Source organism: Actinomadura atramentaria DSM 43919 (assembly GCF_000381885.1).
Taxonomy (GTDB): Bacteria; Actinomycetota; Actinomycetes; order Streptosporangiales; family Streptosporangiaceae; genus Spirillospora; species Spirillospora atramentaria.
In genome coordinates, this window is the sequence record NZ_KB907217.1 from 160,873 (window position 1) to 185,693 (window position 24,821).

23 protein-coding genes are annotated in these 24,821 nt (G+C 74.6%); 12 read left to right on the forward strand and 11 right to left on the reverse strand.

The genetic code is table 11. The features are described 5' to 3' along the window. The first annotated feature begins 108 nt into the window (after nucleotides 1-108). From G339_RS34960 to G339_RS0123015, 3 genes are all read left to right on the forward strand, one after another. Nucleotides 109-489 (forward strand): hypothetical protein, encoded by a 381-nt coding sequence (locus tag G339_RS34960; RefSeq protein ID WP_019633423.1) that lies wholly within the window; start codon nucleotides 109-111, stop codon nucleotides 487-489. Between the two features lie 16 nt (nucleotides 490-505). Continuing rightward, nucleotides 506-1,042 carry a DUF6545 domain-containing protein gene (locus tag G339_RS34965; RefSeq protein WP_019633424.1) on the forward strand — a complete coding sequence of 179 codons (537 nt, stop codon included), beginning with the start codon at nucleotides 506-508 and terminating at the stop codon, nucleotides 1,040-1,042. Nucleotides 1,043-1,252: 210 nt separating this feature from the next. After that, on the forward strand, nucleotides 1,253-2,611 hold the full coding sequence (locus G339_RS0123015) for a flavin monoamine oxidase family protein (protein ID WP_019633425.1): 1,359 nt from the start codon (nucleotides 1,253-1,255) through the stop codon (nucleotides 2,609-2,611). 3 nt (nucleotides 2,612-2,614) lie between these two features. Here G339_RS0123015 and G339_RS0123020 read toward each other — a convergent pair whose 3' ends face one another. The 5 genes from G339_RS0123020 to G339_RS0123040 form a co-directional block, all read right to left on the reverse strand. Then, nucleotides 2,615-4,051 (reverse strand): aldehyde dehydrogenase family protein, encoded by a 1,437-nt coding sequence (locus G339_RS0123020; protein ID WP_019633426.1) that lies wholly within the window; start codon nucleotides 4,049-4,051, stop codon nucleotides 2,615-2,617. Further along, nucleotides 4,048-5,187, reverse strand: a complete 1,140-nt coding sequence (locus tag G339_RS0123025; RefSeq protein WP_019633427.1) for an NAD(P)-dependent alcohol dehydrogenase — start codon at nucleotides 5,185-5,187, stop codon at nucleotides 4,048-4,050. Before G339_RS0123025 ends, G339_RS0123020 begins: the two co-directional genes overlap by 4 nt. 273 nt (nucleotides 5,188-5,460) lie before the next feature. Further along, nucleotides 5,461-6,690, reverse strand: a complete 1,230-nt coding sequence (locus G339_RS0123030; RefSeq protein WP_019633428.1) for an acyl-CoA dehydrogenase family protein — start codon at nucleotides 6,688-6,690, stop codon at nucleotides 5,461-5,463. 208 nt (nucleotides 6,691-6,898) lie between these two features. Beyond that, on the reverse strand, nucleotides 6,899-7,873 hold the full coding sequence (locus G339_RS0123035) for a glucosyl-3-phosphoglycerate synthase (protein WP_019633429.1): 975 nt from the start codon (nucleotides 7,871-7,873) through the stop codon (nucleotides 6,899-6,901). 155 nt (nucleotides 7,874-8,028) lie between these two features. After that, nucleotides 8,029-9,465: a helix-turn-helix domain-containing protein gene (locus tag G339_RS0123040; RefSeq protein ID WP_026341701.1), complete on the reverse strand. Its 1,437-nt coding sequence runs from the start codon at nucleotides 9,463-9,465 to the stop codon at nucleotides 8,029-8,031. A gap of 150 nt (nucleotides 9,466-9,615) precedes the next feature. Between G339_RS0123040 and aceA the strand changes: the two genes are divergently transcribed. Then, the gene (gene aceA / locus G339_RS0123045; protein ID WP_019633431.1) at nucleotides 9,616-10,899 is read left to right on the forward strand and encodes an isocitrate lyase; all 1,284 of its coding nucleotides are present in this window, start codon (nucleotides 9,616-9,618) and stop codon (nucleotides 10,897-10,899) included. A 97-nt stretch (nucleotides 10,900-10,996) separates the two neighbouring features. On the opposite strand, the gene G339_RS0123050 is transcribed toward aceA, so the two are convergent. After that, nucleotides 10,997-11,422 carry a hypothetical protein gene (locus tag G339_RS0123050; protein WP_019633432.1) on the reverse strand — a complete coding sequence of 142 codons (426 nt, stop codon included), beginning with the start codon at nucleotides 11,420-11,422 and terminating at the stop codon, nucleotides 10,997-10,999. A 216-nt stretch (nucleotides 11,423-11,638) separates the two neighbouring features. On the opposite strand from G339_RS0123050, the gene G339_RS34970 reads away from it, so the two are divergent. The 5 genes from G339_RS34970 (at nucleotide 11,639) to G339_RS0123075 (ending at nucleotide 15,699) form a co-directional block, all read left to right on the forward strand. Beyond that, on the forward strand, nucleotides 11,639-12,310 hold the full coding sequence (locus G339_RS34970; protein WP_019633433.1) for a hypothetical protein: 672 nt from the start codon (nucleotides 11,639-11,641) through the stop codon (nucleotides 12,308-12,310). A 3-nt stretch (nucleotides 12,311-12,313) separates the two neighbouring features. After that, on the forward strand, nucleotides 12,314-12,949 hold the full coding sequence (locus G339_RS37055) for a hypothetical protein (RefSeq protein ID WP_019633434.1): 636 nt from the start codon (nucleotides 12,314-12,316) through the stop codon (nucleotides 12,947-12,949). Between the two features lie 86 nt (nucleotides 12,950-13,035). Beyond that, nucleotides 13,036-14,442: an aldehyde dehydrogenase family protein gene (locus G339_RS0123065; RefSeq protein ID WP_026341702.1), complete on the forward strand. Its 1,407-nt coding sequence runs from the start codon at nucleotides 13,036-13,038 to the stop codon at nucleotides 14,440-14,442. An 82-nt stretch (nucleotides 14,443-14,524) separates the two neighbouring features. Then, nucleotides 14,525-15,262: a hypothetical protein gene (locus tag G339_RS0123070; RefSeq protein WP_019633436.1), complete on the forward strand. Its 738-nt coding sequence runs from the start codon at nucleotides 14,525-14,527 to the stop codon at nucleotides 15,260-15,262. A 59-nt stretch (nucleotides 15,263-15,321) separates the two neighbouring features. Beyond that, nucleotides 15,322-15,699, forward strand: coding sequence for a YkvA family protein (locus tag G339_RS0123075; RefSeq protein ID WP_019633437.1), 378 nt, complete (start codon nucleotides 15,322-15,324; stop codon nucleotides 15,697-15,699). 7 nt (nucleotides 15,700-15,706) lie between these two features. On the opposite strand, the gene G339_RS0123080 is transcribed toward G339_RS0123075, so the two are convergent. Next, nucleotides 15,707-16,567, reverse strand: a complete 861-nt coding sequence (locus G339_RS0123080; RefSeq protein WP_019633438.1) for an LLM class flavin-dependent oxidoreductase — start codon at nucleotides 16,565-16,567, stop codon at nucleotides 15,707-15,709. A gap of 11 nt (nucleotides 16,568-16,578) precedes the next feature. Further along, complete coding sequence (locus G339_RS0123085) at nucleotides 16,579-17,736, reverse strand: helix-turn-helix domain-containing protein (RefSeq protein WP_019633439.1); 1,158 nt, start codon at nucleotides 17,734-17,736, stop codon at nucleotides 16,579-16,581. Nucleotides 17,737-17,854: 118 nt separating this feature from the next. On the opposite strand from G339_RS0123085, the gene G339_RS0123090 reads away from it, so the two are divergent. Together G339_RS0123090 and G339_RS0123095 are read left to right on the forward strand one after the other, a co-directional pair. Beyond that, nucleotides 17,855-18,646, forward strand: coding sequence for a class II aldolase/adducin family protein (locus G339_RS0123090; protein ID WP_019633440.1), 792 nt, complete (start codon nucleotides 17,855-17,857; stop codon nucleotides 18,644-18,646). Nucleotides 18,647-18,798: 152 nt separating this feature from the next. Then, nucleotides 18,799-19,818 (forward strand): RlpA-like double-psi beta-barrel domain-containing protein, encoded by a 1,020-nt coding sequence (locus tag G339_RS0123095; protein ID WP_026341703.1) that lies wholly within the window; start codon nucleotides 18,799-18,801, stop codon nucleotides 19,816-19,818. Between the two features lie 4 nt (nucleotides 19,819-19,822). Here the strand turns inward: G339_RS0123095 and G339_RS0123100 are convergent, their stop codons facing one another. Further along, the gene (locus G339_RS0123100) at nucleotides 19,823-21,244 is read right to left on the reverse strand and encodes a sensor histidine kinase (protein ID WP_019633441.1); all 1,422 of its coding nucleotides are present in this window, start codon (nucleotides 21,242-21,244) and stop codon (nucleotides 19,823-19,825) included. Continuing rightward, entirely contained in the window at nucleotides 21,241-22,875 is a 1,635-nt protein-coding gene (locus G339_RS0123105) for an NAD(P)/FAD-dependent oxidoreductase (protein ID WP_033324015.1), read from the reverse strand. Before G339_RS0123105 ends, G339_RS0123100 begins: the two co-directional genes overlap by 4 nt. A gap of 106 nt (nucleotides 22,876-22,981) precedes the next feature. Here G339_RS0123105 and G339_RS0123110 point away from each other — a divergent pair, with 106 nt between their 5' ends. Next, nucleotides 22,982-24,037 carry a Gfo/Idh/MocA family oxidoreductase gene (locus G339_RS0123110; protein WP_019633443.1) on the forward strand — a complete coding sequence of 352 codons (1,056 nt, stop codon included), beginning with the start codon at nucleotides 22,982-22,984 and terminating at the stop codon, nucleotides 24,035-24,037. Nucleotides 24,038-24,403: 366 nt separating this feature from the next. Here the strand turns inward: G339_RS0123110 and G339_RS0123115 are convergent, their stop codons facing one another. Beyond that, a complete protein-coding gene (locus G339_RS0123115) occupies nucleotides 24,404-24,607 on the reverse strand; it encodes a hypothetical protein (protein ID WP_019633444.1) in 204 nt (67 codons plus the stop codon). Nucleotides 24,608-24,821 lie beyond the last annotated feature (214 nt).

A 24,821-nucleotide genomic window follows, 5' to 3' on the forward strand; every position in this document is an offset into this window, starting at 1 on the left:
ACTGGCATTTCCCCCGAGGACTCACGCGGACCGGACACACGCAAAGGAAGCCGCATGTTAGCAGCACGGGGCCGGAATTGGCGGCGCTGGCGTTCGATCATCAACGGATTGGACATCCCCGTCCCGTGGGACTCCACCGAGTTCTGCGCCCGCCTCTCCGCGCGGCGCGGGCGGGAGATCCGCATCATGCCGGCGCTGGCCAACACCGCCGCGCTCCCCTGCGGCCTGTGCGTCTCGACGACCAGCACGGACTACATCTTCTCCGTCGAGGGCATGACGCCCCTGCACCGCGACCACATCCTGCTCCACGAGGTCGGCCACCTCCTCGCCGGCCACGACGGCCCCCCGGTCTCCGACGACACCGCGCGGCGGCTCCTGCCCGACGTCGACCCGGCGCTGGTCAGGCGGGTCCTCGGCCGGACGGTCTACTCGACCCGGGAAGAGATGGATGCCGAGTACTTCGCGACCCTCGTCCTCGCCCTCCGCTGACCGCGCGCGCCCGGCGATGGGGCTCACCGAGGCGCTGCCGCGCCTGGCCGCGCTCGCGTTCGGCGCGCTCGCGCCCACCGCCGCCGAGACGTACCGCCAGTGGCGCGTCTTCCGCAGGCTGGGGCCGCTGTGGCGCGCGATGTACGCGGCGTTCCCCGACATCCGGCTCCCCATCCACGCCCGCTCGATGCGGATCTGCCTGTACCGGCGGATCATCGAGATCCGGGACGGCCAGCTCGCGGCGCGGCCCTACGTGGACGACGCCTGCCTGGACTCCTTCCGCGCCGCGGGCCGCGCGCGGGGCCTCTCCGGCCCGGACCTCGACGCCGCCGTGGAGGCCGCGGTCATCACCGTCTCGCTCCGCAAGCGCATGAGCGGCGCGGACCCGGTCCGGCCGCGCTCCCCCGGCGCGCTGCGCCTGGCGTCCGACGACCTGCGCGCCGAGGCCGAGGAACTCCAGCGGGTGGCCCGCGCGTTCTCCCATTCGCCGCTCGCGCGCGCCGCGCGAACACCGGGCCGCCGCCCCGCGCATACCGGGGACGACGGCCGGTGAAACATTCTCATATCGGCGGCGTCTTTCCACGGCCTCATGGACCGTCCAATCGGCGGCCCTCAAATGGCGGCCGCGCGGCCGGGGGAAACAGAAACCCATTCGGCCGGACGCGGTCCGCCCCCAGCTAATACAACTGTCATCGACAATGCGCACGACAGCCGCCCGGCGCCGATTCCAATTGCGTCGGCCGACCCCCCGGGAGAGATGCCAATGCACGTCGTCGACACGGTGGTCGTGGGCGCGGGAGTCGCCGGGCTGACGGCCGCGCGCGACCTCGTCCGCCGCGGCCGCGACGTCCTGGTCGTGGAGGCCCGCGACCGGGTCGGCGGGCGGCTGCGCAACGACGAGCTGCCCGGCGGCGGGCCGATCGAGGTCGGCGGGCAGTGGGTCGGCCCCGGCCAGCGCCGGGTGCTCGACCTGATCGCCGACCTCGGCCTGAAGACGTTCCCGACGCACATGGCCGGGCGGCACATCGCGGAGTTCGCCGGGCGGCGCAGCGCCTACACCGGCCGCATCCCGCGGCTCAATCCGCTCGCCCTCGCGGACATCGCGCAGGCGCAGCTCCGGCTGGACCGGCTCGCCGCCCGCGTCCCGAACGCCGAGCCGTGGGCGTGGGACGGCGCCCGCCGCCTCGACGGGCAGACGTTCGCGACGTGGATCTCCCGGCACGCGGCCACCCGCTCCGGCCGCGCCTTCCTGACGATCGCCGCGCAGGCCGTCTTCGCCGCCGAGCCCGCCGACCTGTCGGCGCTGTGGGCGTGCCACTACATCGGCGCGGCGGGCGGCCTGGACGCCCTCATCGAGACGCGCGGCGGCGCGCAGCAGGACCGGATCGTCGGCGGCTCGCAGCGCATCGCGCTGGCGCTCGCCGAGGCCCTGGGCGACCGGGTCGTCCTCGGCCGCCCGGTCACCGGCGTGGTCTGGACGCCCGGCGACGTGCGCGTCGAGTTCGCCGACGCGCCGCCCGTCCGGGCGCGCCGCGCGGTCCTCGCCGTCCCGCCCGCGCTCGCCGGGCGGCTGCGCTACACGCCCGCCCTGCCGGGCGACCGCGACCAGCTCACGCAGCGCATGCCGATGGGCCGCGTCGTCAAGACCAACGTCGTGTACGCGGAGCCGTTCTGGCGGCGCGACGGGTTCAGCGGCCAGGCCAACAGCGACCGCCGCCCGGTCGGCACGGTCTTCGACAACACGCCGCCGGACGGGGCCCCGGGCGTCCTGGTCGGCTTCCTGGAGGGCGCGCACGCCGACGCGGCCGCGCGGCTCTCCCCCGCCGACCGGCGCGAGCGGGTCCTGGCCGACCTCGTCCACTACTTCGGGCCGAAGGCCGCCGACCCGGTCGCCTACCTGGAGACGGACTGGGCCGAGGAGGAGTACTCCCGCGGCTGCTACGGCGCGTTCTGCGCCCCGTCCACCCTGACCCGCTTCGGCCCGGCGCTGCGCGCGCCGATCGGCCCGCTGCACTGGGCGGGCACCGAGACCGCCACCCGCTGGATCGGCTACATCGACGGCGCGGTCGAGTCCGGCCACCGCGCCGCCCGGGAGGTCGACGCGGCCCTGGCCGGGGCCTGAACGTCAGCGGGGCGTGTGGACCAGGTGCTTGATCTCCTGGAACTCGGCCAGCGCGCGCGGGCCGTTGAGCCTGCCGAGCCCGCTCTGCTTGAAGCCGCCCTCCTCGAACTGGTCGCGGATCACGCCCCAGTCGTTGATCCAGACGGTTCCGGCGTCGATCCGCCGTCCGACCCGCAGGGGCCGGTCGACGTCCCGGCTCCAGACCGAGGCGGCGAGGCCGTACTCGGTGGCGTTCGCGCGGCGGACGGCGTCGTCCTCGCCGTCGAACACCTCGAAGGTGGCGACCGGCCCGAACACCTCCCGCTGGACGAGCGGGGCCGCGGGATCGTCCACCTCGACCAGGCTCGGCCGCACGTAGGCGTCGTCGCCGCCGGGGTTCAGCAGCCCGCCGCGGACGAGGACCCGTCCGTACGCGGCGGACTCGGCGACCAACCGGTCGATGCGGACGGCCTGCGCCCGGTCGATGACCGGCCCCATCGCGGCCTCCGGGTCCGCGTCCGGGCCGACCGGGACCGCTTCGAGCGACGCGACGAGCCGCGCGCGCAGTTCGTCGGCCACCGCCCGCTGGACGAGGACGCGGCTGCCCGCCATGCAGAACTGACCGGAGAAGGTCGTGACGGCGGCGGTCAGCACGGGAACCGCCGCGTCCAGGTCGGCGTCGTCGAAGACGACCATCGGGGACTTGCCGCCCAGTTCGAGCGAGCAGCCCTTCAGGTGCCGGGCGGCCTCCGCCATGATGACGCGGCCGACTGCGGTCGAGCCGGTGTAGCTGACGACGTCGGTGCCCGGGTCCGCGACGAGCAGCGGCGCCGCGTCGTTCCCCGACTCGGTGAAGGCGTTGACGACACCGGCGGGCAGCGCGGCGGTCTCCGCGATGATCTCGTAGAGCAGTCCGTTGGTCAGCGCGGTCTCCGCGGGCATCTTCATCACCACGGTGCAGCCGGCGGCGAGCGCGGGGGCGAACGACCGCACGGCGAGCACGACCGGGGAGTTCCACGGCACGATGACGGCGGCGACGCCGACCGGCTGGTGGAGCGTCATCGAGTAGCTGTGCGGGCTGGTCTCGGCGGCCCGGCCCGTGTCGGTCAGCGCCAGCGCGGCGTTGTAGCGGAGCTTGGGGATCGCGGCGTCCACCTCCATCGCCGCGTCGCCCGGTCGCTTCCCGTTCTCGCGGGAGAGCAGGCGGACCAGTTCGTCCCGGCGGGCGGACATGCGATCCGCCAGTTCGAGCAGCGCGCGGGCCCGCAGGTGCCGGTCGTGGGCCCAGGCGGTGTCGCGGAAGGCGCGGCGGGCGGCGTCGACGGCGTCGCGGGCGTCGGCGGCGTCCGCGTCGGCGAAGGTGCCGATCGCCCGCCCGGTGGCCGGGGCGTGGGCGGTGCCCGTCGCGCGGCCGTCGCTCCACCGGCCGCCGACGAGGTTCCGGGCGTGCGGCAGGCTCATCGGCCGGCTCCCTTCGCGGCGCCGCCGAAGCGGATCACCGGCTTGATCGTGCGTCCCGAGCGGGCGTCGGCGACGGCCCGGTCCAGCTCGTCCTCGCCGTAGAGGCGGACGAACCGCGCGTAGGGCAGGCGGCCCTGCCGGGCCAGGTCGATGAGGGCGGGGATGAACGTGACGCGGTCGCTGCCGCCCTCGGTGACCCCGCGGATCGTGCGCCCGTCGATGAGGCCGTTGACGTCGAAGGACGCCCGGCTCCCGGCGGACGGCGCGCCGATGACGGCGACGGTCCCCGGCGCGGCGACGGCCGTGGCGGCGAACTCCAGCAGGGCCGGCACGCCGGTGGTCTCCACGATGTGGGCGGGGCCGCCGGAGCCGGTCAGGTCGGCGAGGCGGCGGCCGAGGTCTTCCTGCCCGCTGTCGATGGTGTGGGTGGCCCCCAGTTCGGCGGCCAGGGCGAGCCGTGACGGCACGACGTCCACGGCCACGATCGCGCGGGCGGGCGTGAGCCGGGCCGCCATCACGGCGGACAGGCCGACCGCGCCCGCGCCGAAGACGACCACGCTGTCGCCGTACCGGGGTCGGAGCAGGTTGAGCACGGCCCCGGCCCCGGTCTGGACGCCGCAGCCGACGGGGGCCAGCAGCGCGAGTTCGTCGTCGTCGGCCGCGTCGACGCGGACCACGCTCTGGGCCGAGACGACCGCGTGCCGCGCGAGGGAGGACTGGCCGAAGAACAGGCCGCCCAGCGGCTCGCCGTCCGCCGTGCGGATCGGGGTGGTGCCGTCCGGACGGGCCGCCCGGAAGTTCAGGGGGAAGTACGTGCCGCACGCGGTGGGCCGCCCGGTGCGGCAGGACGCGCAGTCGCCGCAGGAGTTGAACGACAGCACGACGCGGTCGCCGGGCGCGACGCCGCGCACGTCGGCGCCCACGGTCTCGACGATGCCCGCGCCTTCGTGGCCGAGCACCGCGGGCAGCGGGGTGGGCAGCCGCCCGGCCAGGACGGACAGGTCCGTGTGGCACAGACCCGTCGCGACGAGGCGGACGAGGACCTCGCCGGGCCCCGGGTCTTCGAGGACGGCGTCTGCCCAGTGGAAGGCGTCCTCACCGGCGCGGGCCACGGCGACGGTGGTCGAGGTGGGCACGAGCTTCTTCCTCCGGTGCGCGGTGTTCGACTCGAGACGCGGCGTCCTGAATAAAAGGACAACTGTCTCGCTTATCGAACAGCATAGGAGGACAGCGCACCATGACGCCAGCGCCGCTCGCGGCCTGACGTCCCGAAAAGCTCGCCTGCGACCCCCGCCGGAATCTCCCCGGCGTCTCCCGATCTCGCTCCCCGGGGCCTGGAACCGGTCCGGTCCAGGCCCCGGGGGTGGCGCGATCGAGCTGAGCGGTGGGGACAGTCCGCAGGTCGGGGACTAGCGGATGGGCAGCCCCGTGATCGTGCGGCCGATGACCAGGCGCTGGATCTCGCTGGTGCCCTCGAAGATCGTGAAGATCTTCGAGTCGCGGTGCATGCGCTCCACCGGGTACTCGCGGGTGTAGCCGTTGCCGCCGAGGATCTGGATGGCCTCCTCGGTGACGCGGACGGCGGCCTCGCTCGCCATGAGCTTGGCCATCGAGCCCTCGGCGGAGGTGAAGTCCTTGCCGTTGCGGGCCATCCACGCGGCGCGGTGGACCATGAGGCGGGCGGCGTCGATCTGGCACTTCATGTCGGCCAGCTTGAACGCGATGGCCTGGAAGTCGCCGATCTTGCGGCCGAACTGCTCGCGCTCCTGGGCGTACTGGAGCGCGTAGTCGTAGGCGGCCTGCGCGACGCCGAGCGCCATCGCGCCGACGGTCGGGCGCGTGGTCTCGAACGTCTTCATCGCGGCCTGGCCCTTGGCGCGCTTGCCCTCGCGGACGCGGGCGATGCGCTCGTCGAACTTCTCCTTGCCGCCGACGATGAGGTGGCCGGGCACCCGCACGTTGTCGAGGACGACCTCGGCGGTGTGGGAGGCGCGGATGCCGTGCTTCTTGAACTTCTGGCCCTGCTTCAGGCCCGGCGTGTTCGGCGGGATGATGAAGCTCGCCTGGCCGCGGCTGCCGAGGTCGGGGTGGACGGACGCCACGACGACGTGGATGTCGGCGATGCCGCCGTTGGTGGCCCAGGTCTTGGTGCCGTTCAGCACCCACTCGTCCTTGGCCTCGTCGTAGTTCGCGCGGGCGCGGATGGACCCGACGTCGGAGCCCGCGTCGGGCTCGGAGGCGCAGAACGCGCCGAGCTTGACGTCGTCGGCGGTGCCGAACATCTGCGGCACCCACTCGGTGACCTGCTCGGGCGTGCCGACGGCGGCGACGGACGCGGCGGCCAGGCCGGTGCCGACGATCGACAGGCCGATGCCCGCGTCGCCCCAGAACAGCTCCTCGAAGGAGACCGGCACGCCGAGGCCGCTCGGCTCCAGCCACTGGGTCGCGAAGAAGTCGAGGGAGTAGATCCCGACCTTGGCCGCCTCCTGGATGATCGGCCAGGGGGTCTCCTCGCGCTCGTCCCACTCCTCGGCCGCGGGACGGATGACGTCCTTGGCGAACTCGTGGACCCACTGCTTGACCTCGCGGACGTCCTCGCTCAGGTCCAGCGAGAACGGGGTTGCCTCGGTGCTCGTCATCTCTATTGACCCTCTCTCCAATATCGCTGTGTTACCAACGGTAGCACCAGCGCGCGTTACCACGGGTAACACGGTGGCCAGCGTCACAGGCGGTCCGCGAGAGGAATCCGGATATTGGCTGTAAAACGCGCAACCGGCCGCCGCCGTCGCTCACCGGGACGCAATCCCCGGCGGCTCCGGCGGCGGCCGCGCGACGCACGTCACGCCGTCACGACAGCAGCGAGCGCCGCGCCGCGTACTCCGGGACCTCGATCATCGGCCGCCGCTCCCCCACCCCGACGTCGCTCACCCGCGGGTCGTGCCCGCCCGGCGCGCGCCGGAACTGGGTGAGCCGCGTCGCGGGCGGCTCCAGCGGCAGCATCCGCCCGTGCCGCTGGAGCCGCGACCACGCCGTCAGCATGATCTGGCCGGACATCGCGCCGAGCGCCTCGGTCGACTGGTGGGAGTGGACGCGGCGGCCGAGGTCGACCTGCGCGATGGCGTCGAGCCCGGCCTCCTGGAGGACGTCCAGCAGCAGCCCCAGCTCCACGCCGTACCCGGTGACGAACGGCAGCCGCTCCAGCAGCGACCGCCGCGCCGCGTACTCGCCGCCGAGCGGCTGCACGACCCCGGCCAGCGCGGGCCAGTGCAGGTTGATGAGCGGGCGCGCGACCAGCTCGGTGACCCGCCCGCCGCCACCCTCGGCCGCGCCCGCGCCGGTGATGAGCGGCCGGTCGTAGCAGCCCTTGACGAACGAGACGCCCGGGTCGGCCAGCAGCGGCCCGAGCAGGCCGGTGACGTAGGACGGGGAGAAGCCGCGCAGGTCGGCGTCCACGAAGACGACGACGTCGCCGGTCGTGACGGCGAGCGACTTCCAGAGCGCCTCGCCCTTGCCGGACATGCGGCCCTCGCCGGGCAGGACCTCGTCCTGCGCGACGACCCGCGCCCCGGCGGCGGCCGCGACGGCGGCGGTGCGGTCGGTGGACCGGGAGTCCACGACGACGACCTCGTCCACCAGCGGCACGCGCTCGACCAGGTCGCGGCGGATCGCGGCGACGATCGCGCCGACGGTCTCCTCCTCGTTCCGGGCGGGCAGCACGACGCTGATCCGGGCGGACCCCTTCGCGGCGAGCAGGTCCGCCGGCGGCCAGTCGGCCGCGCGGCTGGTTCGACGGTGCATCCATGAGGCGGCCTCGGGCAGCACGGGTACTCCCTCCCCTTGGGGGCGAACGCCCCTGACGGGCTCCTTGGGGTCAAGGCAACCGCATGTCAGGGCCGCCGACGCGCCGTTGGAACGCGTCCGGACCGACTGACCCGAAGAGTTAACACCCGCACAACACACCGGTCACCGGCGGCCCGTCACTCGGCGGCGTGCTTGTCCAGGAAGGCGTAGACGTCCGCCTCGTCCACGCCGGGGAACGCGCCGGGCGGCAGCACCGACAGGACGTGCGAGTGCGCGCGGGCGGACGGCCACACCATGCCCTCCCACCGCTCGGCGAGCTCGGTGGGCGGCCGCTGGCAGCAGTCGCCGTCCGGGCACGCGGACCGGACGCGGTTGGTCGTCTCGCGGCCCCGGAACCAGCGCGAGTCCTCGAACCGCACGCCGAGCGTGATCGCGAAGTCCCGCTCGTGGCTGGGGTCGATGTGCGACAGGCACCAGTACGTCCCGGTCGGGGTGTCGGTGTACTGGTAGTAGACCGAGAAGCGGTCCTCCGCGCCGAACACGTGCCGGCCGGCCCACTCGCGGCACATCCGCTGGCCCTCGATCGCGCCGTCCGCGTCCTGCGGGAACACCAGGCCGTCGTTGGCGTACGCCTTGTAGATGGTGCCGTTCTCGTCGTTCTTGGTGAAGTGGAGCTGGAGGCCGAGGTGGTGGGTGGCCATGTTGGTGAACCGGTGCGCGGCCATCTCGTACGACACCGAGAACACGTCGGCCAGGTCCTCCACCGACAGCTCGCGCGCGGCCTTGGCCTCCTGGAGGAACGGGACGACGGCCCGCTCGGGCATGAGGATCGCCGCGCCGAAGTAGTTCGCCTCGACGCGCTGCCGCAGGAAGTCGGCGAAGTCGCGGGGCTGGTCGTGGTCGAGCGCGATGTGCCCGAGCGTCTGCAGCAGGATCGTGCGCGGCGTGTGCATCCCGAGCTGCTCGCGCTCCAGGTAGATCCGCCGGTTGCGCAGGTCGGTGATCGACCGGACGGAGCGCGGCAGGTCCTTGACGTACTGCAGCCCGAACCCGAAGTGCCCGACGAGCGTCATCAGCGTGCCCTGCGACACCGCGCCGCCCCGGTAGCCGACGGCGTCCAGGGTCTGCCCGGCGACCTTCTCGATCTCGGCGAAGTGGTTGCCGCGCTCGTGCATCTGGCGGCGCAGCTCGGCGTTGGCCTTGCGGGCCTCCTCCGGGCTCGCGGTCGGCTTGGTGCGGCTGCGGCGCAGTTCGCCGTACAGGGCGAGGATGTGCTCCAGCACCTCGTTGGGCAGCCGCTTGCCGACCTTGAGGTGGGACAGGCCGAGGGTCCGGTACAGCGGGTCGCGCTGCGCCTCCTCCAGCGCGATCTCCAGTTGCGCCCGGCGGCTCGGCGGCTGGCGGCGCAGCAGTTCCTCGACCGGCACCTCCAGCGCCTCGGCGAGCGACTGGAGCAGCGACAGCTTGGGCTCGCGGCGCCCGTTCTCCAGCAGCGAGAGCTGCGACGGGGCGCGCCCGACGCGTTCTCCCAGGTCGGACAGCGTCATCCCGCGCGCGCGGCGGAGGTGCCGCAGCCGCTGGCCGAAGGTGACGAGATCCACTCCGCCCGGCAAGTTGAGGGCTTCTTCTGGCCGCAAGGTCGTCATGGCTTGATGGTAGCGGAAATATCGCACTTCTTTCGCTACTCACGGGTTCCTTGATGTCGAGATTCCAGGGCATAGTCGAGGCAAGCACCCAGGGGACGACACAGAAGGGCAAATGCGATGAGCGACAGTCGCCTCAAGGGCGCAGCCGACGAGCTGCGGCGGCAGTGGGAGAACGACGAGCGCTGGGCGGGCATCGAGCGGACCTACTCCGCCGAGGACGTCGTCCGGCTGCGCGGCTCGGTGCAGGAGGAGGCCACGCTGGCCCGCCTCGGCGCCGAGCGCCTGTGGAAGCTGCTGCACGAGGAGGACTACGTCCACTCGCTCGGCGCGCTGACCGGCATGCAGGCCGTCCAGCAGGTGAAGGCGGGCCTCAAGGCCATCTACCTGTCGGGCTGGCAGGTCGCCGCCGACGCCAACCTGGCGGGCCAGACCTACCCCGACCAGAGCATCTACCCGGCCAACTCGGTGCCGCAGGTCGTCCGCCGCATCAACAACGCGCTGCTGCGGGCCGACCAGGTCCAGTGGGCCGAGGGCGAGGGCGACACGCACTTCCTCGCGCCGATCGTCGCGGACGCCGAGGCCGGCTTCGGCGGCGTGCTGAACGCCTTCGAGCTGATGAAGGGCATGATCGCCGCCGGTGCGGCGGGCGTCCACTGGGAGGACCAGCTCGCCTCCGAGAAGAAGTGCGGCCACCTGGGCGGCAAGGTCCTCATCCCGACCTCGCAGCACATCAAGACCCTCAACACCGCCCGCCTCGCCGCGGACATCTCCAACGTGCCGTCCCTGATCATCGCGCGGACCGACGCCGAGGCCGCGACCCTGATCACGACGGACGTGGACGAGCGCGACCGCGAGTTCATCACCGGCGAGCGGACCGCCGAGGGCTTCTACCGGGTGCGCAACGGCCTCGAGCCCTGCATCGCCCGCGCCAAGGCGTACGCGCCGTACTCCGACCTGATCTGGATGGAGACCGGCACCCCGGACCTGGAGCTGGCGCGCAAGTTCGCCGAGGCCGTCAAGGCCGAGTACCCGGACCAGATGCTGGCCTACAACTGCTCGCCGTCCTTCAACTGGAAGGCGCACCTGGACGACGCGACCATCGCGAAGTTCCAGCGCGAGCTGGGCCACATGGGCTTCAAGTTCCAGTTCATCACCCTGGCGGGCTTCCACGCCCTCAACCACGGGATGTTCGACCTGGCCTACGGCTACGCCCGCAACGGCATGACCGCCTACGTCGAGCTGCAGGAGCGCGAGTTCGCGTCGGCCGACCGCGGCTTCACCGCCGTCAAGCACCAGCGCGAGGCCGGCACCGGCTACTTCGACCAGGTCAGCACGGCCATCGCCCCCGACTCGTCGACCACGGCGCTGAAGGGCTCCACCGAAGAGGGCCAGTTCCACTGATCCGCTTCACCGCACGTCCTCGGTTCTGAGACGGCTGAGGAAACGGAAGGCCCCTCCGGCACCTACACCCCGGAGGGGCCTTCCGCCGTCTCCAGGCTCAGTCGGCGGCGCGCCAGCGGTGCGGGGCCCACGCGGGGACGAGCAGCGCGAAGCCGAGCAGCGCGTCCACGCCGGAGCCGAGCAGCGCCTGCAGCCCCGCGTCCAGGTCGCCGCCGGGCGGGACGCGGCCCGGCAGGTCCAGCGCGCCGGACGGGTCCACCAGGAAGTACACCGACACCCCGATGAGCGCGAGCGCGGGGACGAGCGACACCAGCGGCGACGCCCAGCGCGCCACGACGATCACCCCGGCGACCAGGCCCGCGGCGGCCAGCAGCGCGAACGAGCCGTAGAGCCGCGTGCTGTCGGTGACCGCCTCCTCCGTCGTGTCGAAGGACTTGCCCGCCTGCGCGAAGCCCCAGGCCGCGCCGTACAGCAGGGCGGGGGTCAGGACCAGGCCGAGCAGGAGGCCGAGGGCGTGGCGCACGGCGCATCACCTCTTCGCGGGGGGCGGTCGACGCCGTCCATGAGAGCACGATCCGTGGCTTTCGCGCAGTAGATCCCTGTTTTCCCGTGCCGGTCCGCGCGCCCGGCCCCGCCCGGACCGGCGTTCCCGCAGCTCAGCGCCCCTCCGGCCGGACGTCTCGTTTGCCCTCCTTTGACCTGGGCATCGGCGTGACGTCATCCAGAAAGGGAGGGACACATGTCGACCGCCCTCACGGCCGTCATCGTCATCGCGGCCATCGTGATCCTGGCGGGACTCGGATTCCTGCTGTGGCGGAGCGCCCGCACCCGCAAGCTGCGCGCGCGGTTCGGCCCCGAGTACGACCGGGCGCTGGAGCGCCACGGAGACCGGGCCGGAGCGGAGCGCGAGCTGCACGAGCGCGAGCGCCAGCACAAGGAACTGCGGCTCCGTGAGCTGGAGCCCGCGCGGCGCGAGGAGTACCGCGCCTGGTGGGGCGCGCTGCAGGAGCGGTTCGTGGACGAGCCGCGCGCGGCCGTCGCCGACGCCGACAAGCTCGTGACGACCGTCATGGCCGAGCGCGGCTACCCGACCGGCGGCTTCGACGAGAACGTCGAGCACCTGTCCGTCGAGCACGGCCGGACGCTGGACCACTACCGGCGCGGCCACGACCTGAGCGAGCGCGCCGCCGGGGGCGCCGCGTCGACCGAGGACCTGCGGCAGGCGATGGTCCACTACCGGGCGCTGGTCGAGGACCTGCTGGCCGTCCCCGCCGGGGAGCGCGCCGCCGTCCCGGACGCGCCGCACGGCGCCGACCGTCCCGTCGAGCCCGCGACCGCCGCCGGGCCGCGCGCCACCGCGCCGGACCCGCGCACGGCCGCCGACACCCGCGACACCGCCCGGAGGAGCTGACCCATGCACCACGCGCGACAGAACACCCAGCAGGCCGACCACGCGCCCGACGCCCGCGTCGCGGGCGGACCCGTCCGGACCGCGCCGGGATCGGGCGACACCGGGCCGATCCCCCGCCCGGACGGCGGCCCGACCCGGCCGGACCAGGCGCGGCCCGAGCAGACCCGCGGCGAGCAGGCCCGCGCCGACCAGGTCGGCGCCGGCCAGAACGGCGCCGACCAGAGCGGCATCGGCCAGAACGGCGCGGGACCGGCGTCCGCCGGTCAGCCGGGTCCGGTACGGGCGGACGGTGGACCGGCGTCGCCGCGCGAGACCGTCCCCGGCGGACCGTCCGACGAGACCGCGGCGCGGACGCGTCCGGACGCCGACGCCCGTCCCGGCGGTAACGATCCCCTGGTCGTCGGCGCGGAGGACTTCCGCCGCCGCTGGCACGACCTCCAGGCGTCGTTCGTGGACGACCCGCGCACGGCCGTCCGCCGCGCCGACGACCTGACCGGCGAGGCCGTGGACGCGCTCGGCCGCGCCCTCGCCGAACGCCGCGGCCGCCTGGTCGACGGCGACGCCGGGACCGACACCGAGCGGCTGCGCCAGGCCCTGCGCGGCTACCGCGCGCTGCTGGACCGGATTCTGTCCTCCTGACGAGGAGCCCCGGCGGTTCTGGCGGTGCCCCGCGCGGCGGGCGATACTGGGCAGAACGCCATTCGGCTCAGCCGGGAGGAACAGCAGTGCCTGATCTCACGATGACGATCGACGGCCGCGCCGTCGCGGCGGAGGCGACCTTCGGGGTCGTCAACCCGGCGACCGGGGAGGTCGCCGAGCGGGCGCCGGACGCCACCCGCGCCCAGCTCGACGCCGCGATGGCGGCGGCCGCCGCCGCCCTGCCGGGCTGGCGCGCCGACGAGGGCGCCCGCCGCAAGACCCTGCTCGCGGCGGCCGACGTCCTGTTCGCCCGCGCCGAGGAGATCGGCCGGGTCCTGACGCTGGAGCAGGGCAAACCGCTCGCGGAGGCGACGGGCGAGGTCGTCGGCGCCGGCATCTGGCTGAAGTACTTCGCCGAGCTGGAGCTGCCCCGCGAGGTCATCCAGGACGACGAGCGCGCGTTCGTGGAGGTCGTCCGCCGCCCGATCGGCGTCGTCGCGGCGATCACCCCGTGGAACTTCCCGCTGATGCTGGCCGCGTGGAAGGTCGCCCCGGCGCTGCTGGCGGGCAACACGATCGTCCTCAAGCCGTCCCCGTACACGCCGCTGTCCAGCCTGCTGCTGGGCGAGGCGCTGCGCGACGTGCTGCCGCCCGGCGTCCTCAACGTCGTGACGGGCGGGGACGAGCTCGGCGCGTGGATGACCGGCCACCCGGTCCCCCGCAAGATCAGCTTCACCGGCAGCGTCGCGACGGGCCGCCGCGTCGCGGCCGCCGCCGCACCCGACCTCAAGCGCGTGACGCTGGAACTGGGCGGCAACGATCCGGCGATCCTGCTGGACGACGTCGACCCGGAGGCCGTCGCCGACCGCCTGTTCGGCGCGGCGTTCGCCAACAACGGCCAGGTCTGCGCGGCGGTGAAGCGCGTGTACGCGCCCGCGGCGCTGTACGACGACGTCGTGGAGGCGCTGGCGGCCCGCGCCCGCGCCGCGAAGGTGGGCGACGGGACGGCCGAGGGCGTCCAGTACGGCCCGATCAACAACCGTCCGCAGTTCGAGCGGGTCGGCGAGCTGGTGGCCGAGGCGCTGGCGGGCGGCGCGCGGGCCGCGGCGGGCGGCGGGCCGCTGGACCGCGCCGGGTACTTCTTCGCGCCGACGATCCTCGCGGACGTCCCCGACGGGTCGCGGATCGTCGAGGAGGAGCAGTTCGGCCCGGCCCTGCCCGTCATCCCCTACCGCGACGTGGACGAGGCGCTGGCCCGCGCGAACGGCACCCACTTCGGCCTGTCCGGCTCGGTGTGGGGCGCGGACGCCGACCGCGCCGCCGCCGTCGCCGACCGGCTGGAGTGCGGGACGGCCTGGGTGAACACCCACCTGGCGCTCGCGCCGCACCAGCCGTTCGGCGGGTTCAAGTGGAGCGGGCTCGGCGTGGAGAACGGGCCGTGGGGGCTGTACGGGTTCACCGAGATCCAGGTCGTCCACCGGGCGCGGGGCTGACCGTCCCGGCCGGTGGCGCGCCCCGGGGCGCGGCGGTGCGAGAATCGCGCGGACAGGCACGCAACGCGATCGGGGAGGCCGGATGGGCACGTGGGACGTCATGCGTCAGGACGACCTGGGCAACGAGTTCCACGTCTCCTCACACGACTCCCGGGTCGCCGCCCTCGCCCAGGTGATGGTGATGGAGAGCGGCGTCCCGCACCGGCAGTCGTACTGGGTGCAGGGCCCGTTCCTCCCGTCCGTGCGCACCAACCGCGACCTGTACCTGCACGTGCTGCGGGTGGGCCGGGACACGCGGGCGGGCGCGTGGTCGCTGTCGGCGTTCCTGCGGGCGCTGTGGAAGGTGAGCCTGCCGCTGCGGGACCGCGCGGAGCTGGAGGCCGACGACGTCGGCGCGCTGTTCTCCGCCGCCGCGGCGGTCTCGCCCGCCCCCTACGACGCCGGGTGGGGGACGGCCGACCTGCGGCTCTCCGGCCCCGCGCCGGTCGGGCACCGCGACTGGGAGCGGGTGCTGCTCGCGCAGATCGCGGACCTGGAGGACTTCGTCGCCGCGCCGCCGGGGCCGCGCGCCCGGTTCGGCGCGGACGCCCCGCGCCCGCCCGGCTCGGGCGCGCGGCCCACGCCGCGCCGGTGGTGCAACTTCGATCCGGCGACGTACCTGGAGTGCGCGGTGGCGGGCGGCGTCGGCGGCTGGGACGTCTCCGACGGCGCGCGCGTCCCGGCCGGGGGCGGTCCGACGCGCTCGTCCGTCCGCCCGCTCACCACGGTGACCTGGGCGGACCTGGCGCGGCTCATGGTCTGCGGCCAGACCTACGAGTAGCCGGGCGAGTAAACGGGCGCGGACGGGCGATACCGCCTACGACTCCGCGGAGGTGTGTCATGGTCTGGGTCGGTCTGCTGTTCCTGGCGGCGGGCGCCGTCGCGATCCTCGCGCTGCACGGCGCGGCGGCGACGTGGGCGGGCGCGGCGGCGCTCGCCCTCGGCGCGCTGCTGCTCATCGCGGGCATCCTGCGCCTGCGCCGCGCCCGGCGCGCGGGCAGTCACACGGGCGGCCGCGAGGCGGTCCCCTACCGCACGAGCAAGGGCAAGATCGCCGCGATGGTGATCGCGGTCCTCTACATCGTCTCCCCGATCGACGTCATCCCCGACTTCCTGCTCCCGGTCGGCATCGTGGACGACGCCACGGCCCTGACCTGGCTGCTCTTCGCGCTGGGCCAGGAGTACACCCGCCGCGCCCGGACGCCCCGCCACCCCTGACCGGGCGTCAGAGGGCGGAGGGGATCGCCTCGAAGACGGACTCGTCGGCGGCCCATCGGGTGCCGGGGCGGGGCCAGTGGACGGCGATGTCGGTGATGCCGAGGGCCGCGTAGGTTCCGGCCAGGTCGGCGAAGGCTCGGGGGGACGCCAGCCACGGTTCGTCGGTGAAGCCGGTGAGGAGAAGGCGGCGGACGTCGGCCGGGTCGCGGCCCTCGCGGTCGCACGCCTCTTCCAGGCGCTCGGTCTGGACTCGGGTGTCCTCGACGGGGTCGAGCGGGCCGCCCGGGTTGGCGATCCAGCCCGCGCCCCGGCGGGCGGCGAGCCGCATCCCGCGCGGGCCGCGCGCGGCGATCCAGAACGGGACGCGGGGCCGCTGGACGCAGCCGGGCCCGGTCAGCACGTCGCGGGCCTCGTAGTACTCGCCCTCGAACGTCGTCGCGGGGCCGCGCAGGAGCCGGTCGAGCAGGTCCGTCCACTCGGCGAACCGGTCGGCGCGCTCGCGCGGCGACCATTCGGGGCCGCCGAGGATGCCTCCGTCCGAGGTGCGGGACCTACCGCCCGAGCCGATGCCGAGGTCCAGCCGCCCGCCGCTGACGTGGTCGATGGTGCGGACGGCGTGCGCGGTCGGGACGGGGTGCCGGAAGTTCGGCGACGTCACCAGCGTCCCGAGGCGGACGGTGCGCGTCACGGCCGCCGCCGCGGCGAGCGTGGCGTAGGCGTCGTACCAGGGCGTCGAGCCGCGCCACGCCGTGTGGTCGTACACCCAGGCGGTGTGGAAGCCCAGGGCCTCGGCCCGCCGCCAGGTGTCCCCGGCCGCCGGCCAGGACTCCGTCGGCCAGACGATCGCGCCGATCCGCGGCGTGCCCATCGCGGTCTCCTTCAGGTCGTCGTGTCGCGCGGGGGCCCGGCGAGCCAGCGGCGCAGCGCCCACCACCAGTGTGCGGCGTGCGGGACGGCGGGCGCGCAGCCGGGGTCGGCCGGGGACCGGCCGGTCAGCTCGCGCAGCCGCCGCAGCCGGTACTTCACCGTGTTCGGGTGGACGTGCAGCGCCTCGGCGGCGGCCTCGACCCGCGCGCCGTGGTCGAGGTAGGCCAGGGCCGTCGCGGCGATCTCCCGGTGGAACGGGTCGCCGGGCCGCAGCCCGGCGAGCAGGCCGCCCGCCAGCAGCCCGCCGAGTTCGGGGTCGGCCTCGGTGACGGTGAGCAGCGCGAGGTCGGTGAGGGCGCGCAGGCCGTCGAGGCCCGCCGCGCCGCCCGCGCGCAGGGCGCGGCGGCACAGCGCGTACCGGGACGCGACGCCGTCGAGCGGGACCGGCGGCGCGGCGACGAGCAGCGGCACGCCGGGCGGCAGCGCGGCGGCCGCGGGCGGGCGCGCGGTGAGCGCGGCGAACCGGCCGTCGACCAGGCCGCAGACGGCCGGGCCGGACGCCGCGAACGCGTCCTCCAGCCGCGCCGCGAGCGCCGGGTCGCTGATCTCCGACGCGACGCAGTGGTACGCGGCGGCGGGGTCGAGCGGCGCGGGCACGGCGGCGGGCTCGCCGTGCAGGAGCTGCCGCAGCGCCTGCTGGCGGCTCTCCCGCGCGGTGCGGGCGGCCTCCAGCTCGGCGACGCGGTGCGCGTGGACCATCCGGTGGACGAGCGCGGTGGTGATCGCGTCGATCCGGGTGACGCCCTCCAGCAGCAGGTCGGCGGGGACGCCGAGGCGGCGGCCCTCGGCCACGACCGTCGCGACGAGGTGGGCGCGGCCCGCCTGGAACCCGTCGAGGAACGCGGCGACCGGGACGCCCTGCCGGGCGCGGTCGGAGCCGAGCCGCCCGGCGGCGTCCAGGACGTCCGGGCCGGGCTCGCCGCCGTTCTCCAGCGCCGCGAGGACGCCGTTGATCAGCGCGCGGACGTGGCGGCGCGTCTCCTGCTCGGGCAGCGCGGCGACGAGGTCGGAGCGGCGGCGCGCCGCGCGCACGGTCTCCTCCAGCACGGCCGGTTCGCGGCTGTGCTCGACGAGCAGCCGCAGGAACCGGTCGGTCGCGTCCCCGGTCATGGCCTCCCCGTTGTCCGCCGTAGACAACCGATCCGTCCGATATTGGACGACCCCACTCTAGGCGGCGGCCGGGCCGATCGCGTTTGGTGGAGGCAGACAACAGCCTGAGGAGAGCCCCATGCCCGGTGACGAGCTGATGAAAGACGTCCCGACCGACCTGATCTTCCGGCTGCCGCCGTCGTTCGACACGGTCGAGGAGGAGCGGCGGCACCGCAAGGAGCGGCTGACGGCCGCGCTGCGGCTGTTCGGGAAGTTCGGCTTCGAGGAGGGCGTCGCGGGCCACATCACCGCGCGCGACCCGGAGCTGACCGACCACTTCTGGGTCAACCCGTTCGGGATGTCGTTCAAGCACATCAAGGTCAGCGACCTGATCCTGGTGAACCACGAGGGCAAGGTCGTCCACGGCCGGTACCCGGTGAACGAGGCCGCGTTCGCGATCCACTCGCAGGTCCACCAGGCGCGTCCGGACGTCGTGGCCGCCGCGCACAGCCACTCCACCCACGGCCGCGCGCTGTCGGCGCTCGGCCAGAAGCTGGAGCCGATCACGCAGGACGTGTGCGCGTTCTACCAGGATCACGGGCTGTTCGACGACTACACCGGTGTCGTGACCGACCTGGAGGAGGGCAAGCGGATCGCCGCCGCCCTCGGCGACACCAAGGCCGTCATCCTGCGCAACCACGGCCTGCTGACGGTCGGCTCGACGGTGGACGCGGCCGCCTGGTGGTTCATCACGATGGAGCGGTCGTGCCAAGTGCAGCTCCTGGCCAAGGCCGCCGGGACGGTCGTGCCGATCGAGCCGGAGAACGCCGAGCTGACGCACCGCCAGATCGGCAACGACATCGTCGGCTGGGTCAACTACCAGCCGCTTTACGACCAGATCACGCGGGAGCAGCCGGACCTGTTCGACTGATCCCGGTACGGGAGGGGCGGGCGGCGGCCCGCCCCTCGTGTCGTTTCCGGGCGAAGGGGATCTAGCTCCGCGTTTCGCCGTCCCGACCCCCGTCCGCTCCGCGATCATTACCCTGAGTACCCGTTTCACGACGGATCGGGACGGGGGACGCGGTGGACGCGCGCGCTCGGGACGCCGCCGACCAGCTCGTCCGGCTCACCCGGCTCGTGCTGCGGGCGGGCGGCGTCCCGCCGACGCTGGACGACGCGCCGCGCGCCGTCCGCGTGCTCCGGCACAACGGGGCCGAGCTGACCGCGCCGGAGCGGCACGTCCTCGGCCTCATCGTCGCGGGACGCTGCACGACGCGGCTCGCCTCGGTGCTGGAGGTGGACGAGGCGGTCGTGGCGGACCACCTGCGGGCGGTCCTCGCGGACTTCGCGCTGCCGGAGGAACCGCCGCCGCCCGGCCCGGCGCGCGTCCGGCGGCGCGGGGCGCTGACGCTGCTCGTCGTGCCCTGCACGGCGACGCTGCTGGTCGGCGGCGCGGCGGCGGCCGTCGCGCTGCAGCGCCCGCCCGAACGGCCCGCCCCCACCCCCCACGCGGTCCCCCGCCCGCACACCGGGCGGCACCACGCCGCGCACGGCCCGCGCGCGGCTGCTGCGGGCACCGCGACCAGCGCGCGGCAAGGGTCGGACGGCGGACCCGCGACCGGCGGCACGACCGATCCGGCGACCGGCGGCGGGCCGCTGCCCAGCGCGCCGCCGGGTACCGCCGCCAGGCCGGCACCGGGCAGACCCCCGACCGGCTCGCCCGCCTTCCCCGCGCGGCGGGGGCGGCGGTTGCCGCGCGGGGTCGCGACCGCCACGTCGTTCTGGGACGCGGCGACCGCGCGCGGCGCGCGGATGTCGACGCGCACCGTCGCCAGCCCGTACTGGCCGCTCGGCACCCGCGTCCGGATCAGCTACCGGGGCCGGACCGCGTACGGCGTCGTGCAGGACTTCGGCCCCGCCGCGTGGGCCGTCGCGCAGCACGACCCGCCCGCGATCCTCGACCTGTCCGAGCCGATGATGGCGCGGCTCACCGGCCGCCGCGTCCACGCCGTCCCGGTGCGGTTCGAGGTGCTGGCGTGGGGGCGCGGGCCGGTCTACCGCGCGTCCGGGCCGGGGCGCGCGCTGGCGTTCCGGCGGTCGTGACGGCTCACGCCGCGCCCTCCAGCGGCAGCCGCACCTCGAACCGGGTGTCGCCCGGCCGCGACGCCACCCGGATGTCGCCGCCGTGCCGGTCCACCACGATCCGCCAGGAGATGTCCAGGCCGAGGCCCGTCCCCTGCCCGACGGGCTTGGTGGTGAAGAACGGCGTGAACACGCGGTCGAGGTCGTCCTCGGGGATGCCGCCGCCGGTGTCGGCGACGGTGACGACCGCGTACGCGCCGTCGCGCGCCGTGGAGATCGCGAGCGTCCCCGCGCCGCCCATCGCGTACAGCGCGTTGACGATCAGGTTCGTCCACACCTGGTTCAGCTCGGCCGCGTACGCGGGGACGGGCGGCAGGTCCGGGTCGTAGGACGTCCGCAGCGTCACCTTCGGCCCGATCTTGCGGCGCAGCATCGTCAGCGTGCTGTCCAGCAGTTCCGCGAGGTCGGCGGGCTGGTAGGGCGCGCGGTCGAGCTGGGAGTACTGCCGCGCGGAGTCCAGGAGCGCGGTGATCCGGCCCGTCGCCTCCGCGATCTCCGCCTGGAGCTGCGCGACCTCCAGGACCTCCGCGAGCCAGGCGAGCGCGGCGGCCAGCCGGTCCTCCCCCGCCGCCGCGGCGACCTCGGCGGCCTGCTCGGGGCCGACGCCCGCCGCGACGAGGCCGGGCGCGAGGTCGTGGGCGCCCGGGACGCCGTGCTCGTCCAGCCAGTCGCCCAGCTCGTCCTCGGCGTCGCTCACGGCGAGCGGGTCGCCCGCGACCGCGCGCGGGCCGGGCGCCGCCCCGGCGAGCCGCTGCTCCAGCGACACGACCGCGGCGACCCGCTCGCAGTCCACGCCGCCCGCCGCCAGCTCCGTCAGCCGCCGCTGCGCCGAGTGCAGCCGGTCGCCCAGCTCCGCGCTCGCCCGCGACGCGGCCGCCGCCGGGTTGTTCAGCTCGTGGGTGAGGCCCGCGGTGAGCGTGCCGAGCGCCGTCAGCCGTTCGCGCTGGTCGACGATCCGCCGGGCGTTGCTCATCCCGAAGAAGACGCCTTCGAGCAGGTGCGTCGCCATCGGGTGCCACTCGCGGACGGCCTTGGCGAACTTGCGCGCGGGCAGCACGAAGATCCTCGTCGGGCGCGTCGCGCGCAGCGTGTGCTGGTACCGCTGGTCGATGCGGTCGCCGATGTACGCCTGCACCGCGCCGCCGTACACGCCGGGCTGCTCGGTGCGCGTCAGCTCCGCCTCGTGGCCGCGGACGAGCTGCACCATCGACAGGCCGCCCTCGAGGAGGACGAAGAACGACTCGGCCGGGTCGCCCTGCACGCAGATCGGCTCGCCCTCGCCGTAGGAGCGGACGGTCCCGGCCGCGGCGAGCCAGGCCAGCTTGCGCTCGTCCAGGTCCTCGAAGAGGAACAGTTCCCGCAGCCGCTCGGGCGCGACGTCCGTCATGACCCCTCCAGGTACCGGTGGACGAGCGTGACCGCCATCGCGCCGTCGCCGACCGCGGCCGCGACGCGCTTGATCGAGCCCGCGCGGACGTCGCCCGCCGCGAACACGCCCGGCACGCTCGTCTCCAGGAAGTACGGCGGACGCAGCTCGGTGCCGCCGCCGTCCAGGTCCGGGCCGGTCAGGACGTAGCCGGCCTCGTCGCGGGCCACGGCGTCGCCGAGCCAGTCGGTGCCGGGCTCCGCGCCGATGAAGACGAACAGCCACTGCGCGTCGACCGTCCGCTCGCCGTCCGGGCCGGACAGCGTGAGCCGCTGGAGGTGGTCGTCGCCCGCGCCGCCGGTGACGACGGTCCGGGTGTGGACCTCGACGTTCGGCAGTCCCTCGATCCGCTCGATCAGGTACCGCGACATCGACGCCTCCAGGCCGTCCGCGCGGACCAGCAGGTGGACCTTCTCGGCGGTCTTGGCCAGGTGGACGGCGCACTGCCCGGCGGAGTTCGCGCCGCCGACCACGTAGACCTCCTGCTCGGCGCACGCGGGCGTCTCCGTCGTCGCCGCGCCGTAGAAGACGCCGCGGCCGGTGAACTCCTCCAGGCCGGGGGCGTTCAGGCGGCGGTACGACACGCCGGTCGCGAGGATGACGGCGTGGGCGGCGACCTCCGTCCCGTCCGCCTGGCGGACGACGCGCGCCCGGCCGCGTTCCTCCAGGCCGGTGACGCGGCCCGTCGTGACCAGCTCGACGCCGAACCGCTCGGCCTGGCGGCGGGCCCGGTCGGCGAGCTGCGCGCCCGACACGCCGTCGGGGAACCCGAGGTAGTTCTCGATGCGGGAACTCTGCCCGGCCTGGCCGCCGGACGCGTGCTGCTCGATGAGGACCGTCCGCAGGCCCTCCGACGCCCCGTACACGGCCGCGCCGAGCCCGGCCGGGCCCGCGCCGACGACGATCAGGTCGTAGAAGTCCGCGCCCGCCTCGGTGCTGAGCCCGACCGCGGCGGCCAGCTCGGCGTCGGTGGGCGCGGCGAGGTACGTCCCGTCCTGGGTCACGACGAGCGGCAGGTCGGGCGAGCCGGCCGCCTTCAGCAGCTCCACCGCCTCGGGGACCGTGTCGAGCAGGAACGTGTACGGGACCTGGTTGCGGGCGAGGAAGTCGCGGACCTCGTACGACCGCTCCGACCAGCGGTGCCCGACGACGCGCAGGTCGGCGGGCGTGCGGCGCTCGGTACGCCGCCACGCCTCCAGTTGCGCGTCGATGACCGGGTAGAACTTCTCCTCCGGCGGGTTCCACGGCTTCAGCAGGTAGTGGTCGAGGTCCACGACGTTGATGGCCTGGATCGCGGCGTCCGTGTCGGCGTAGGCGGTGAGCAGGACGCGGCGCGCGTACGGGTACAGGTCCATGGCGCGTTCCAAGAAGTCCACGCCGTTCATCTCGGGCATGCGGTGGTCGGCCAGCAGCACGGCCGTGTCGTCGCCGCGCAGTTTCAGCTCCGCGAGCGCGTCCAGCGCGGTCGGCCCGGACTCGGCGCGGACGACCCGGTAGTCCCCCGCGTAGCGGCGGCGCAGGTCGCGCGCCACCGCGCGGGAGACCCCCGGATCGTCGTCGACCGTCAGGATCACAGGTTTGGACACGTTCATCCCCTTTGAGCGCGACACGTGCTGACAGCCTATTCGGGCGAAGATCACCGCGCGTCGGGCTTCCCCGGCGTTCGGCCGCGTCCGGGGCATCCGCGATGATCGGAGGATGACACTGCGGGTCGCACTCATCGGATACGGAACCGGAGGCTCGGTGTTCCACGCGCCGCTGATCGCGGCGACGCCGGACCTCCGGCTCGACGCGGTCGTCACCGCGGACCCCGGGCGGGCGCGGGCCGTGCGGGAGCGCTACCCGGACGCCGCCGTCCTGGACAGCGCCGACCGGCTGTGGGAGTCCACCGGACGGTTCGACCTCGTCGTCGTGACGGCGCCGAACCGGCACCACGTGCCGCTCGCCCGGACGGCGCTCACCGCCGGGATGGCCGTCGTGCTCGACAAGCCGGTGGCGGCGTCCGCGGCCGACGCCCGGTCGCTCGCGGCGCTCAGCGCGGTGCGGGGGCTGCCCGTCGTCCCGTTCCACAACCGGCGCTACGACGGGGACTTCCGCACCGTGCGGCGGCTGGTCGCGGACGGCGCGCTCGGGGACGTCCGCCGGTTCGAGTCGCGGTTCGAGCGGTGGCGGCCGGAGGTGCGCGCGGGCTGGAAGGAGAGCGCCGACCCGCGCGACGCGGGCGGCATCCTGTACGACCTCGGCTCGCACCTCATCGACCAGGCGGTGGCGCTGTTCGGCCGCCCGGAGTCGGTGTACGCGGAGATCGACGCCCGCCGTCCCGGCGCGCAGGCCCCCGACGACGTCTTCGTCGCCCTCGACCACCCCGGCGGGGAACGTTCCCACCTGTGGATGAGCGCGGTCGCGGCGGACCTGGGGCCGCGCTTCCGCGTCCTCGGCGGGGCGGCCGCCTACACGGTGCATGGCATGGACCCGCAGGAAGAGGCCCTACGCGCGGGCGGAACCCCGGCCGACCCGGGCTGGGGCCAGGTTCCCCCGTCCCGCTACGGCCGGCTCGGCACCCCCGACTCGACCCGCCCGGAACCAACCATCCCGGGCGCCTACCAGGAGTTCTATGCGGCGGTCGCCCGCTCTCTCCGCGGCGAGGAACCCCCGCCCGTCGCCCTGGCCGACGCCATCACCGGCCTGGAGATCATCGAAGCCGCCCAGACCTCAGCCCGGACGGGCGACGCCGTCACCCCGCCGACGCCCTGACCACCCGGTAGCGTTTCAAAGTCCTGGCCCACGGCCCTCGCCTGGCGGCTCGGGCCTGACCGGGCCTGTGCGAGCGCGGCATCGCTCCGCGATCTGTCCGGCGAAGCTCGCCTCCGGCTCGCTTCACCGGCCAGTCAACGCACTTGCGCTGGGGCTGAGGCACTTTGAGACAAGCCCCTAGGCACACGGCCTCAGCGTCTCCCCCGGGGCACGCCGAGTCTCCCCAGGGCATGCCGGGTCTCCCTCGCGGCACGCCGGGTCTCCCTCGCGGCACGCCGGGCGGCCGACACTCGGGCTGATGCTTCACCCGGTGGGGGCACCCATACGGCCGTTCGTCGTCGATGCGCGGTGGGTGACGGGCTTCGATCAGCGGAGGGCGGGGCGGGCGGGCGCGGTGGCGGGGCCGAGATGGTGGCGGTCGCCGGTGAGGTACTCCGCGCGACGCTTGAGCGCGGCGTACTCCTTGGCGAATCCGTGCGCGGACGCGGGTTCCGCGCCCGCCGATCCCGGCTTCGGCGGCAGCAGCGCGGAGCACGCGAGAACCAGCGCGACCGCCGCGACACGCCGCATCCCTCGCCGGACACCCGACCCGCGCCCGACACGCACGACCGGATCCGTGGAACGCGGACCGCCCTGCCCCCGCACGCCGCTCCGGGAACGCGGGTAATTGGTGGGACGTGAGTCGTCCGTTGGGCGGTCCCGCGCGGGGACTGTTTGAGGCCCTGGATTCTCGGCGGCCGGGGTGGGGCAGGAAGCCTCTTCCGCGCGGTGGGCGGAATGCGCG

What these genes read in the sequence shown, in the direction of transcription:
- G339_RS34965 (WP_019633424.1), top strand. Translation starts at nt 506, where the DNA reads ATGGGGCTCACCGAGGCGCTGCCGCGCCTGGCCGCGCTCGCGTTCGGC.
- G339_RS0123015 (WP_019633425.1), top strand. Translation starts at nt 1,253, where the DNA reads ATGCACGTCGTCGACACGGTGGTCGTGGGCGCGGGAGTCGCCGGGCTG.
- G339_RS0123020 (WP_019633426.1), bottom strand. Translation starts at nt 4,051, where the DNA reads ATGAGCCTGCCGCACGCCCGGAACCTCGTCGGCGGCCGGTGGAGCGAC.
- G339_RS0123030 (WP_019633428.1), bottom strand. Translation starts at nt 6,690, where the DNA reads ATGACGAGCACCGAGGCAACCCCGTTCTCGCTGGACCTGAGCGAGGAC.
- aceA (WP_019633431.1), top strand. Translation starts at nt 9,616, where the DNA reads ATGAGCGACAGTCGCCTCAAGGGCGCAGCCGACGAGCTGCGGCGGCAG.
- G339_RS34970 (WP_019633433.1), top strand. Translation starts at nt 11,639, where the DNA reads ATGTCGACCGCCCTCACGGCCGTCATCGTCATCGCGGCCATCGTGATC.
- G339_RS37055 (WP_019633434.1), top strand. Translation starts at nt 12,314, where the DNA reads ATGCACCACGCGCGACAGAACACCCAGCAGGCCGACCACGCGCCCGAC.
- G339_RS0123070 (WP_019633436.1), top strand. Translation starts at nt 14,525, where the DNA reads ATGGGCACGTGGGACGTCATGCGTCAGGACGACCTGGGCAACGAGTTC.
- G339_RS0123075 (WP_019633437.1), top strand. Translation starts at nt 15,322, where the DNA reads ATGGTCTGGGTCGGTCTGCTGTTCCTGGCGGCGGGCGCCGTCGCGATC.
- G339_RS0123080 (WP_019633438.1), bottom strand. Translation starts at nt 16,567, where the DNA reads ATGGGCACGCCGCGGATCGGCGCGATCGTCTGGCCGACGGAGTCCTGG.
- G339_RS0123085 (WP_019633439.1), bottom strand. Translation starts at nt 17,736, where the DNA reads ATGACCGGGGACGCGACCGACCGGTTCCTGCGGCTGCTCGTCGAGCAC.
- G339_RS0123090 (WP_019633440.1), top strand. Translation starts at nt 17,855, where the DNA reads ATGCCCGGTGACGAGCTGATGAAAGACGTCCCGACCGACCTGATCTTC.
- G339_RS0123100 (WP_019633441.1), bottom strand. Translation starts at nt 21,244, where the DNA reads ATGACGGACGTCGCGCCCGAGCGGCTGCGGGAACTGTTCCTCTTCGAG.
- G339_RS0123105 (WP_033324015.1), bottom strand. Translation starts at nt 22,875, where the DNA reads ATGAACGTGTCCAAACCTGTGATCCTGACGGTCGACGACGATCCGGGG.
- G339_RS0123110 (WP_019633443.1), top strand. Translation starts at nt 22,982, where the DNA reads ATGACACTGCGGGTCGCACTCATCGGATACGGAACCGGAGGCTCGGTG.
- G339_RS0123115 (WP_019633444.1), bottom strand. Translation starts at nt 24,607, where the DNA reads ATGCGGCGTGTCGCGGCGGTCGCGCTGGTTCTCGCGTGCTCCGCGCTG.